The sequence below is a fragment of the Testudinibacter sp. P27/CKL/0425 genome, assembly GCF_052931395.1.
In genome coordinates this window covers 2,518,706-2,530,743 of sequence record NZ_CM128801.1, presented here as the reverse complement: position 1 = coordinate 2,530,743, position 12,038 = coordinate 2,518,706, and the positions used below count along the sequence as shown (strand labels likewise).

At 47.5% G+C, this 12,038-nt stretch carries 12 protein-coding genes; 9 read left to right on the top strand and 3 right to left on the bottom strand.

The genetic code is table 11. The features are described from left to right. The first annotated feature begins 3 nt into the window (after positions 1–3). The 6 genes from ACUHGC_RS12410 (at position 4) to ACUHGC_RS12385 (ending at position 7,066) form a co-directional block, all read left to right on the top strand. Positions 4–306, top strand: a complete 303-nt coding sequence (locus ACUHGC_RS12410) for a heavy-metal-associated domain-containing protein (RefSeq protein WP_446834909.1) — start codon at positions 4–6, stop codon at positions 304–306. A 184-nt stretch (positions 307–490) separates the two neighbouring features. Further along, the gene (gene leuS / locus ACUHGC_RS12405; protein WP_446834908.1) at positions 491–3,073 is read left to right on the top strand and encodes a leucine--tRNA ligase; all 2,583 of its coding nucleotides are present in this window, start codon (positions 491–493) and stop codon (positions 3,071–3,073) included. A 127-nt stretch (positions 3,074–3,200) separates the two neighbouring features. Further along, on the top strand, positions 3,201–3,707 hold the full coding sequence (locus ACUHGC_RS12400; RefSeq protein ID WP_446833589.1) for an LPS-assembly lipoprotein LptE: 507 nt from the start codon (positions 3,201–3,203) through the stop codon (positions 3,705–3,707). 28 nt (positions 3,708–3,735) lie between these two features. Then, positions 3,736–4,776 (top strand): DNA polymerase III subunit delta, encoded by a 1,041-nt coding sequence (holA, locus tag ACUHGC_RS12395; protein ID WP_446833588.1) that lies wholly within the window; start codon positions 3,736–3,738, stop codon positions 4,774–4,776. Positions 4,777–4,865: 89 nt separating this feature from the next. Further along, entirely contained in the window at positions 4,866–5,459 is a 594-nt protein-coding gene (locus tag ACUHGC_RS12390) for a porin family protein (RefSeq protein WP_446833587.1), read from the top strand. 182 nt (positions 5,460–5,641) lie between these two features. Beyond that, on the top strand, positions 5,642–7,066 hold the full coding sequence (locus ACUHGC_RS12385) for a sucrose-specific PTS transporter subunit IIBC (protein ID WP_446833586.1): 1,425 nt from the start codon (positions 5,642–5,644) through the stop codon (positions 7,064–7,066). A 56-nt stretch (positions 7,067–7,122) separates the two neighbouring features. Here the strand turns inward: ACUHGC_RS12385 and ACUHGC_RS12380 are convergent, their stop codons facing one another. Then, on the bottom strand, positions 7,123–7,467 hold the full coding sequence (locus ACUHGC_RS12380; RefSeq protein ID WP_446833585.1) for a type II toxin-antitoxin system PemK/MazF family toxin: 345 nt from the start codon (positions 7,465–7,467) through the stop codon (positions 7,123–7,125). A gap of 3 nt (positions 7,468–7,470) precedes the next feature. Next, positions 7,471–7,725: an AbrB/MazE/SpoVT family DNA-binding domain-containing protein gene (locus tag ACUHGC_RS12375; RefSeq protein ID WP_446833584.1), complete on the bottom strand. Its 255-nt coding sequence runs from the start codon at positions 7,723–7,725 to the stop codon at positions 7,471–7,473. A gap of 221 nt (positions 7,726–7,946) precedes the next feature. Between ACUHGC_RS12375 and corC the strand changes: the two genes are divergently transcribed. Together corC and lnt are read left to right on the top strand one after the other, a co-directional pair. Beyond that, on the top strand, positions 7,947–8,837 hold the full coding sequence (corC, locus tag ACUHGC_RS12370; protein ID WP_446833583.1) for a CNNM family magnesium/cobalt transport protein CorC: 891 nt from the start codon (positions 7,947–7,949) through the stop codon (positions 8,835–8,837). Beyond that, entirely contained in the window at positions 8,837–10,417 is a 1,581-nt protein-coding gene (gene lnt, locus ACUHGC_RS12365) for an apolipoprotein N-acyltransferase (protein ID WP_446833582.1), read from the top strand. Before corC ends, lnt begins: the two co-directional genes overlap by 1 nt. A gap of 80 nt (positions 10,418–10,497) precedes the next feature. Here the strand turns inward: lnt and infA are convergent, their stop codons facing one another. Further along, positions 10,498–10,716 carry a translation initiation factor IF-1 gene (gene infA / locus ACUHGC_RS12360; RefSeq protein WP_034612205.1) on the bottom strand — a complete coding sequence of 73 codons (219 nt, stop codon included), beginning with the start codon at positions 10,714–10,716 and terminating at the stop codon, positions 10,498–10,500. A gap of 235 nt (positions 10,717–10,951) precedes the next feature. Here infA and rfbB point away from each other — a divergent pair, with 235 nt between their 5' ends. Next, a complete protein-coding gene (gene rfbB, locus ACUHGC_RS12355; RefSeq protein WP_446833581.1) occupies positions 10,952–12,037 on the top strand; it encodes a dTDP-glucose 4,6-dehydratase in 1,086 nt (361 codons plus the stop codon). Position 12,038: the final 1 nt, after the last annotated feature.

Sequence of the window (12,038 nt, the reverse complement as noted above, 5' to 3'; positions counted from 1 at the left end):
ATGATCAAAAAAATAGTCACCTTGATGATGTTGTGGGCGGCATTCAGCGGGTTTGCCACAGCTGCGGAAACGGCAAACACTTCCGGCGAGCGCCAGCTCACGCTGCAAGTTAATGAAATGAATTGCCAATTGTGTGCGTATTTAGTTAATAAAGAGCTGCGTAACCTTGACGGCGTGGTTTCAACCAAACCGAACATCAAAACGCAATTGGTGAAGGTGGTGGTTAAAGAGCCGTTTGATAACCAGCGCTTAATTCAGGCAATGGACGGCTTGCATTATACCGCCGCAGTGTTGCCGGCAGAGTAGTCTGATCATCGATTTTCAGCTTGCGGAATGAGCGGCAAAATCTGCTAATCCGCGGGCTGTATCATCAATAAATTCTGTTATTCTAAGCCATTCTAGGCTATCCTATATCCCATTTTATATTGATAACCGCAAAGTGCGGTTTTTTGTGTTGATAAAAGGTAATTTCGCCATGCAAGAACAAGCTATGCAAGAACAATATCGTCCGGATCTGATTGAACCGACAGTGCAGAATTATTGGCTGGACAACAAAGTGTTTGCCGCCAAAATCGATCTCAGCAAACAAAAATATTACTGCCTCTCGATGTTCCCTTATCCGTCCGGACGTTTGCATATGGGACACGTCCGTAACTACACTATCGGCGATGTAGTGGCGCGCTATCAGCGAATGAACGGCAAAAATGTGTTGCAGCCGATCGGCTGGGACGCTTTCGGGATGCCGGCGGAAAATGCGGCGATTAAAAATAAAACCGCACCTGCGCCATGGACTTATGAAAATATCGCTTACATGAAACAACAGCTGAAAATGCTGGGCTTTGGTTACGATTGGGATCGTGAACTCACCACCTGTAAGCCGGAATACTACAAATGGGAGCAGTGGTTCTTCACCGAGTTATATAAAAAAGGTTTGGTTTATAAAAAAACCTCAGTGGTGAACTGGTGTCCGAACGATGAAACCGTATTGGCAAACGAGCAAGTGGACGAAGGCCGCTGTTGGCGTTGCGACACCCCGGTGGTGCAAAAAGAGATTCCACAATGGTTTGTGAAAATTACCGACTACGCCGAGCAATTATTGCAAGGACTGGACGGCTTGCCACAATGGCCGGATCAAGTAAAAAGTATGCAGCGCAACTGGATCGGACGTTCCGAAGGGGTTGAAATCAGCTTCAAACTGGCGGACAGCGATCAAACCGTGGCGGTGTACACCACCCGTCCGGATACCTTCTTTGGCGTTTCCTATTTAGCCGTTGCCGCGGCGCACCCGCTGGCAGAACTGGCGGCGCAAAACAATTCTGAATTGGCGCAATTTATTGCCGACAGCAAAAATGCCAAAGTGGCGGAAGCTGATCTTGCCACCATGGAAAAGAAAGGCATGGCAACCGGGCTGAGTGTGATCCATCCGTTAACCGGCGAAAAAGTACCGGTGTGGGTGGCGAATTTCGTGTTAATGCACTACGGCACCGGCGCAGTAATGGCTGTGCCGGCGCACGATCAACGCGATTATGAATTTGCGCAAAAATACCAATTACCGATCAAGGCGGTGATTCGCCCAGCCGATCAAACCGCACTTGATATTAGCAGCGCGGCGTTCGTTGAGCCGGGCGTGTTGTTTAACTCCGACAAGTTTGACGGCTTGGATTTTGATCAGGCATTTAATGCGATCGCCGATGAGTTGGAAGCGTTAGGTGTCGGCAAACGCCAAGTGAACTACCGCTTGCGTGATTGGGGCGTTTCGCGCCAACGTTATTGGGGCGCGCCGATCCCGATGTTGACCTTGGAAAACGGTGATGTGGTGCCGGTGCCGATGGACGATTTGCCGGTGATTTTGCCTGAAGATGTGCTGATGGACGGCGTGCAAAGCCCGATCAAAGCTGATCCGAACTGGGCGAAAACCAGCTTTAACGGACAGCCTGCACTGCGTGAAACCGATACCTTCGATACCTTTATGGAATCGTCATGGTACTACGCGCGCTACACATGCCCGCAATATCAAGGCGGCATGTTGGATTCGGAAGAAGCGAATTACTGGCTGCCGGTCGATCAATATATTGGTGGGATTGAACACGCCACCATGCACTTGCTGTATTTCCGCTTCTATCACAAATTGCTGCGTGATGCCGGCTTATTGCGTGCTGATGAACCTGTCGAAAAACTGTTGTGTCAAGGCATGGTGCTGGCGGACGCGTATTACTATATTTCCGACACCAACGAACGCATTTGGGTTTCGCCAACCGAAGTCAGCGTTGAACGTGATGAGAAAGGGCGCATTACCAAAGCGGTCGATAAAGAGGGACACGTATTAGTGCACGCCGGCATGACCAAAATGTCGAAATCGAAAAACAACGGTATCGATCCGCAAGAAATGGTGGAAAAATACGGGGCGGACACCGTGCGTCTGTTTATGATGTTTGCTTCCCCTGCGGAAATGACCTTAGAATGGCAAGAAGCCAGCGTGGAAGGGGCGAACCGCTTTCTGCGTCGCTTGTGGAACTTGGTGTTTGAATATCAGCGCAACCCGGCAACCGGCGCACTGGACGTGGCAAGTTTGTCAGCGGCACAAAAATCATTGCGCCGTGCTCTGCACAAAACCATTGCCAAAGTGAGTGATGACATCGGTCGCCGTCAAACCTTTAATACCGCGATTGCGGCGATTATGGAATTGATGAACAAGCTGACCCGTGCGCCGTTGGAAAGCGAGCAAGATCGTGCAGTGATGGCGGAAGCGCTAAGTGCGGTGGTAAGAATGTTGTATCCGATTACACCACATATCTGTTTCACTCTGTGGCATCAATTGGGCAACCAAAATACCATTGATTTCGCACCGTGGGTACAAGCCGATGCTGAAGCGATGGTGGACGATGAAAAACTGATCGTGGTGCAGGTGAACGGCAAAGTGCGCGGTAAATTGACCGTGGCGGCAGATGCGATTGAAGATGAGATCAAGCAAACCGCACTTGCCGATGACAACGTCGCCCGCCATTTGGACGGCTTGAATATCGTGAAAGTGATTTATGTGCCGGGCAAATTATTGAGTTTTGTGGCAAAATAGCAGGGTGTTATTTAATATCTTTGAGGCGTATGACATACGCCCGAAGATAGCCAATTGATAATCCGAAACCAATCCCCCAAGTGCGGTTTTAAGATCAAGACGTTAGTCGCAACACAAGGATTTTAATATGTTGAAAAGAAGCTATTTATTGTTTGTTTGCACCATGGTGGCTTTATTAAGCGGCTGCGGCTTTCAATTTTCCAACCAAGGCGGCATTGAGCAACAATTTCAAACGGTTAAACTGAGCAGTTCCGATCCGTATGATTATTTAACCCGTGAAGTGCGCAACCAATTGCGGCTGCATCAAGTTCGTGTGGTTGAAAGCGGCGACGTGCCCGAGCTGCGGATTAAAGGGCATTCGTTATCTTCCAATGTGGTGTCGGTGTTTAAACAGGGTAGAGAAGCAGAAAAACTGCTGACCTTAAATTTAAACGCAACCATGTATGTGCCGGGACGCGGCGAATTTCCGTTGAGCCTTCGCAACAGCCGCACTTTCTTTGATGATTCCCGCGCAGCATTGGCGAAATCGGCGGAAGAAGATGTGATTTATAATGATATGCGCACTCAGGCGGCGCGCCAGCTGCTGATTAAAATGATCAGCTTGGAAAAACAGTTGGCAACAGCAAAACCATAGTGATTCAGCATTTCGAATTGGCGATATTGTGAAGCGCATTCCTGCCATTCAGCTAAAAACACAGCTCAAACAGTCACTTGCACCGAGCTATCTTTTGCTCGGGCAAGACCCGCTGTTGCTGGATGAAGCCCGCCAAGGGTTGCTGCAAACGGCAAAAAAACAGCATTTTGATGAAATCGTGCAGCGCACGGTGGATAACGGCACCGATTGGGACGAGCTATATCAAAGCTGCCGTTCGCGCGGGCTGTTTTCCGATAAATCGGTATTGCTGCTGATCTTGCCGGACAGTCTGAGCCAAGCCCTGCAAAAAAAATTACATGCACTGGTCGAACTGTTGCATCAAGATGTGCTGTTGATCCTACAACTCAGCCGTTTTAACTTGCAGACCGAAAAACAGCCGTGGTTTACCGCACTTGAGCAATATTCCAACGGCGCGACCATTTTGGTGAACTGCCAAACGCCGACGGCGGAACAATTGCCGCAATGGATTCAACAACGCGCCAAAGAGGAACAACTCAGCCTTGACAACGAAGCGTTGCAGCTGCTCAGTTACAGCTACGAAAGCAATTTGTTGGCATTGAAACAGCTGCTGAATTTGTTGAAATTATTGTATCCCGAAGGCAAAGTGAGCTATCTCAAAGTCAAAGAGTGCGTCGAGCAGTCCTCGATTTTTACCCCTTATCAATGGCTGGATGCGATGCTGGAAGGCAAAACCAAAAGAGCGGTACGGATTTTGCACGCGCTCAAAAATGAAGACGTTCAGCCGCTGATTTTACTGCGCAGCGCTCAAAAAGAACTGAATACCTTGTTACAGCTCACCGGTGGGGAAAGTGCGGTTGACAGCAGCGCGCCATTGCCGTTGCAGCAACTGCGCCAGCAATTTGACCGCCTGCGGGTGTGGCAAAACCGCCGAATGTTGTTTACCAAGGCGATTCAGCGAATGTGCTATGCCGATTTATATCGTTTGTGGCAGAAGCTGGCGGAAATCGAGCGACAATTGAAACGAGATTTTGATGCCGATGTTTGGCCGATATTTGAAGATTTTACCTTGGTCTTTTCTCACCACTAACAACCGATTGACGCTGGTCACATGAAGTATTTTTGGTTAAAATAACAGCAGTTTAATGTTGATTGTTTTATCATGAAAAGGAGCAGAGTATGAAAAAAGGATTATTGGCAACTTTAATTGCTGTCGGCGTGGTCGCCTCAAGTGCGGTACAAGCTGTGCCGGCAGGGCAAACTTTTGTCGGCCCCTCAGTCGGATTAAATCTGGCAACCAATAAAGGCACCTCCAGCGGCGGCACCGAAGTTTCCTTCAAGCGTTTCACCTCGTTAAACTTAATCGGTGATTACGGCTTTGATTACGGCAATGATTTTGTCGGCTTGCCGTACGCTTCAATTAAATTGTTCGGTGACAAACTCGGCCAATCGGACACCTTGAATATCAGCAACTCTTCGCGCAATAAAATTGAACAGCGTGATCATTACACCTTAGGCTATGCGCAAGGGTATCGCATCACTCCGAACCTACTGGGCTTCGGCAAATTGAACTACAACTATTCCGAAATCAAATTTGAAAATTTGAACAACGACAAACGCAATTTTAAAGGTTTCGGCTATGGTGCCGGTGTGCGCTATGCGTTGGATTCGGATATTGAACTGGGCGTGGAATATATCCGTTCTAATCTGAAACACGGCGACGATAAACTGAAATTGAACACCTTTGATTTTTCCGCTTCGTACCGTTTTTAAGCTCGACGCACAAAATGATTTGCACACCAGCCTCGTTTAGTAAAACGAGGCTTTTTTGTTAACTGGATCACAAAAACAGATTTCAACTAAAACGTTTTAGTTAAAGTGATGGCGCAACTAAAACGTTTTAGTTAAAATTGCACACATTATAATCAGGCAGTTTGAACTACAGGAGAAAAATCATGGATTTTCCAAAAATTGCCCGACAAGTGATTGAAAAACTTGGCGGAAAAGACAACATCAGCGCCTTGGCGCACTGTGCCACCCGTTTACGGATTGTGTTGAAAGACGAAACGCAAGTGGATAAAGAAGCGATCGAGAATATCGACGGCGTGAAAGGGCAATTTTCCGTTGCCGGGCAGTACCAAATTATTTTTGGTTCCGGCACGGTAAATAAAGTGCATGCGGAAATGAGCGGGCTGCTTGGCATGGGTGATATGACCAAAAGCGATGTCGCTGCCGCTGGCGCACAGAACCAAAACCTGTTGCAGCGCTTAGTGAAAGGGCTGGCTGATATTTTCGTTCCGATTATTCCGGCAATCGTTGCCGGCGGTTTGTTAATGGGGCTTGCCAATGTCTTTATGGCAAAAGATCTGTTCGTTGAGGGAATGTCGTTAATCGATACTCACCCTGAATTGGCGGATTTAGCCGCAATGATTAATGCCTTCGCCAATGCGCCATTTGTGTTTTTACCAATTTTGATTGCATTTTCGGCAACCCGCAAATTTGGCGGTAACCCGTTCTTAGGTGCTGCATTAGGGATGTTGTTGGTGCACCCGGATTTGGTCAACGGCTGGAACTACACCAGCGTAGTTGCCGAGGGCAAATTGGCATACTGGAATATTTTCGGTTTTAATATTGAACGTGTCGGCTATCAAGGCTCAGTGTTGCCGGTTTTGGTTGCATCTTGGATTTTGGCGACGCTGGAAAAAGCACTGCGCAAAGTGGTTCCGTCGGTCTTGGATAACTTGCTGACACCGCTCTTGGCGCTGTTTATCGCCGGTTTACTGACCTTCAGCTTTGTCGGACCTATCACGCGTGAAGCCGGTTTCTTGCTGGGCGCAGGCTTAACGTGGTTATATGACACCGCAGGCTTTATCGGCGGCGCGCTGTTCGGGGCGTTGTATGCGCCAATCGTAATCACCGGGATGCACCAGACCTTTATCGCGATTGAAACGCAATTATTGGCGGATTTCGCCACCACCGGCGGCACCTTTATTTTCCCGATTGCGGCAATGTCAAACATCGCGCAGGGCGCGGCGTGTTTGGCGGTATTCGTGATTATGAAAGACGTGAAAACTCGCGGCATCGCCTTGCCGTCAGGCATCAGTGCGCTGTTGGGCATCACTGAGCCGGCAATGTTCGGGGTGAACTTACGCTACCGTTATCCGTTCATCGGCGCCATGGTCGGTGCAGGTTGTGCCAGCGCCTTCGTTGCCTTGTTTAATGTGAAAGCGCAGGCATTGGGCGCAGCCGGTTTACCGGGAATTATCTCGATCAAACCGAACGACATCAGTATGTATGTGATCGGGATGCTGATCTCGTTTGTGGTGGCGTTCTCAGTCACCGTCGTACTGGGCAAAAGAGCACAGAAAAAAGCGAAATAATCGGTGATTAACGCTAAAAACCAACCAAACTGAAAAGTGCGGTTTATTGAAGTAGGTTATTTCAGCAGATGTTCGCCGCCCAATAACGGGATAACGCGTTTTAATACTTCATCGTAGATATGCGGCTCGGCAACGTCGATCAGCTTAACTTTGCGAGTTTTCCAATCGAGGGTTTGAATCAAGGTGGTGGCGACCACGCACGGCGAGGCTAAATTAGTGATTGGAACTTCCGTTTTTGCTCCACGAATGCTGGTGCTTATCGGACAGCAGATGATCAGTCCGGTCGATTTGTTATAGATTTCATGACTCAGAATCAGCGCCGGACGATATTTGCGAATCTCTTTGCCTTTGGTCGGCTCAAAATCCAACCAAACAATGTCATTACGTTTTGGAATATACATCACTTAATAATCCGTTTCTGAGGTTAAAAGCGAGGCTAACTCATCTCTATGTGCGCTGCTTGGCGTTAAATCACTGAGTAATTCCATTTCAGTGTAGCGGGTGGTTTTTTGTTTGAGAATGGATAGTCCTTGCTCGGTTATTTCAACGTCGACAACTTCACCAATTGAAAATTGTGGAATTTTTCTCAGATTGCCGGTGATCCGTAAACCGATACAATTTCCCCAAGAGCTGAGCGTGGCTTGTTCTTTTAAAATCATGTTGCCTCCTTCCGAATATTTTTCAAAATCGTATCATTTTAATATCAATTTAGCAATGTGTTGGTATAGAATTTAATCCGGAACCCAGGTAGAGAATGTGATATAGAAAGTGCGGTTGGTTTTTTATTTTTCGGAAACAGCAAACGGCTAGCGGAGCCAGATAAAATATGCTAGTTTGTGAAAAATAATTTCATAATACGATCGATAACACAGTAAAGAGTATGAGCGAAGAACAAACAACGAACGACAATCAAGAATCCGGGGCAAAACGGGGATTTTTTCAATCGCTATTCGGCGGTTTATTTCAAGGCGAGTTGAAAAACCGAGAGGAATTGGTCGAAGTGATTCGTGATTCCGAACAAAACGAGCTGATTGACCAAGACACCCGCGAAATGATTGAGGGCGTAATGGAAATTTCCGAGCTGCGGGTGCGCGATATTATGATCCCGCGTGCGCAGATTGTATTTATTCACAAAGAACAGACGTTGGACGCTTGCTTAGATGTGATTATCGAATCGGCGCACTCACGTTTTCCGGTGGTGAGCGATGAGCGCGATAATGTTGAAGGCTTACTGTTGGCAAAAGATTTGTTGCCGTTTTCACGCAGTAATGCCGAACAGTTTGATATGTCCTCGATTCTGCGTCCGGCGGTGATTGTGCCGGAAAGTAAGCGTGTGGATCGGATGCTAAAAGAGTTTCGCTCCGAGCGGTTTCACATGGCGATTGTAGTGGACGAATTTGGCGCGATTTCCGGTTTGGTCACGATCGAAGATATTTTGGAACAGATTGTCGGCGACATTGAAGATGAATTTGACGAGCAGGAAGCTGCTGATATTCGCCAGCTTTCGCGTCACACTTATTCGGTGTTGGCGCTGACCGATATTGAAGATTTCAATGAAAAATTCGGTACCCATTTTGAATCCGAAGAAGTGGATACCATCGGCGGCGTGATTATGCAGGCGTTTGGCTATTTGCCGAACCGTGATGAGGAAATTGAGCTGGAAGGAATGCAATTCAAAGTAGTATCTGCCGATAGCCGCAAAATTATTCAATTGCGAGTGCGGGTGCCGGATGAAATTGTGGTAGAAACCGAATCGGCGGAAAATATTTAATGTCGGCGTTTTTCTCCTCTCCGTGGGTTAAGATCCCGCTCAGCGTACTGCTGGGAACAAGTGGCGTGCTGGCGTTTGCGCCGTTCGATCTTTGGGGCATGGCATATCTCAGCATCGGCGGACTGATTTTACTTGCCACGCAAAGCTCACGCAAAACCGCACTTTATTGTAGTTATTTTTGGGCGCTGGGCTTTTTTGCGTTCGGAATCAACTGGATCCATGTCAGCATCAATCTGTTCGGCGGCGTGCCGCTGCTGTTAAGCTATTTGGCGGTGTTGCTGCTGGCGGCGTATTTGTCGCTCTATCCGCTGCTGTTTACCTACCTTATCCAACGTTTCCAAGTGCAAAGTGCGGTTTTATTCGCGATTTTATGGACCTTCACAGAATTTCTGCGCGGTTGGGTGATGACCGGTTTTCCTTGGTTGCAATTCGGCTATTCACAAATCGACAGTCCGTTTTTCGGTTTGGCTCCGCTGTTCGGCGTGCAGGGATTGACCTTTTTTGTGGTTTGGACTGCGGCATTGTTAGTCAGCTTGATTAAATGTGCGATACAACCGACAGCTAACCGCACTTCGCTGATTATCAGTTCCTTATTGATGTTAAGTCTATTGGGCGGTGCGGCATTTTATATCGGACAAAAAGCCGATTATCGGGTGAAAAACCAACCTGAAGCTAAAGAATTAACCATTAGCTTGGTACAAGGCAATATTGAACAAAATTTGAAATGGGATCCGGAATATTTCAGCAAAACCATCAATATTTATCAAAGCCTTATTGCACCGCACTTGGGCAAAAGCGATCTGATTATTTTGCCTGAAGCGGCGATTCCGACGCTGGAAAATCAAGTTCAACCGTTGTTTGAAAGTTGGCAGGCGGCGGCGCGACAAAGCGGCAGTGAGTTGATTGTCGGGACGGTGTATCACGACAGTTTGACTGACCGCTTCCATAATTCGGTGGTGGTGCTCGGCAATCCGCAGCAACCGTATCAGCTTGATAGCGAAAATCGCTATAATAAGCACCACTTAGTGCCGTTTGGCGAATATGTGCCACTGGAAAATCTGTTGCGCCCGCTCGGTAGTATGTTTAATTTGCCGATGTCGAATTTTAAACAAGGGGATTATCTGCAAGCGCCGCTGCGAGCCAAAGGGCTGGAGTTGAATACGGCGATTTGTTATGAAATTATCTTGGGCGGCCAGCTGCAACAAAATCTGACGCAAAATAGCGATACCGATTTCATTCTGACCGTCTCGAACGACGCTTGGTTTGGGGATTCTATCGGGCCTTGGCAGCATTTCCAAATGGCAAGAATGCGCGCGCTGGAAAACGGCAAAACAGTGATTCGCGCAACCAACACCGGCATCACGGCATTTATTGATGCCGACGGCAGCGTCATCGCACAAGCGCCGCAGTTTGTGGAAACCACGCTGACCGCCACACTGCAAACGGAAAAACGGATTACGCCTTATACAACCTTTGGCGATAAGCCGTTATATATCTTATCGTTGCTGTTATTAGGCTTACACATTCTGACCGCACTTTTCCGCCGAAAATTATTACAGCTGGCGGCGAAAGCGCAATAATAAGTAAGAAAAAAGGAAACACAAAAAGCACTGTTTACTCACAAGCAGTGCTTTTTGTTGTCAGATAGGAAATAGCGAGATTAGCGGCTACGGAAAATAATGCGCCCTTTACTTAAATCGTAAGGGGTCAATTCAACGGTGACTTTGTCGCCGGTTAAAATCCGGATATAGTTTTTACGCATTTTGCCTGAAATATGCGCAGTAACAACGTGGCCATTTTCCAATTCAACCCGAAACATGGTATTTGGCAAGGTTTCCAAAATCGTTCCTTGCATCTCAATGCTATCTTCTTTAGCCATTCATTCCTCTGAAATTTTTAATCTTAATGACATTCATTCGCCGGAAACCAGCACCGCACTTGCGCATCGCTACCAATCAGTTTCCGTTACAAGGCGCAGATTATACCTGTATCAACGGGATTCGGGAAGTTTTTTTATATTTTAGGCCGTCTTAAAATTTAATTTGTTTCTTGTCAAAAGAGTATATACTTTGTGGCAAGAATATTTTCTTGAACCAGGATGTAGTTAGTTATTTATGAATAAAAAAACCATTTTCATCACCGGCGGAGCCGGTTTTATCGGTTCGGCGGTTGTGCGCCACATTATTAACGACACGCAAGACAGCGTAGTGAATATTGATAAGTTGACCTATGCGGGCAATTTAGATTCGTTGCAGAGCGTGGCGGATAATCCGCGTTATTATTTTGAGCAAGTTGATATTTGTGATACGGCGGCGCTACAAGCGCTGTTTGCCAAATATCGTCCAACAGCGGTAATGCACCTGGCGGCGGAAAGCCATGTGGATCGTTCGATTGACGGACCGGCGGCATTTATTGAAACCAATATCGTCGGCACCTATACGCTGCTGGAAGCCGCGCGGGCATATTATGCGTCATTGGACGGCGAGCAGAAAGCCGCTTTCCGTTTCCACCATATTTCAACCGATGAAGTATTCGGCGACTTGGAAGGCACAACCGCACTTTTCACCGAAACCACGCCGTATGCGCCGAGCAGTCCGTATTCCGCTTCCAAAGCTGCAAGTGATCACCTGGTGCGTGCCTGGAACCGCACTTATGGCTTGCCGGTGGTGCTGACCAATTGCTCGAATAATTATGGTCCTTTCCATTTTCCTGAAAAATTGATTCCGTTGGTGATTTTAAATGCGCTGCACGGTAAACCGTTGCCGATTTACGGCAAGGGCGATCAGATTCGCGATTGGCTGTTTGTAGAAGACCACGCGCGGGCGCTGTATTTGGTGTTAACGCAGGGCAAAATTGGTGAAAGCTATAATATTGGCGGACATAACGAAAAGACCAATCTTGAGGTGGTGAAAACCATTTGCGCGATTTTGGATGAAATTAAACCGTGCGCTGAAAATACCGCACTTGCTGATATTCAGCATTATGCGCAGCTGATCACCTTTGTGCAAGATCGACCGGGGCATGACAAACGCTATGCGATTGACGCGGCGAAAATCCAGCGCGAATTAGGTTGGAAGCCGCAAGAAACCTTTGAAAGCGGGATTCGGAAAACCGTGGAATGGTATTTGGCGAATCCGAGATGGTGGCAACGGATTCAAGACGGCAGCTATAACGGACAACGCCTAGGTTTGGGGGAATAAG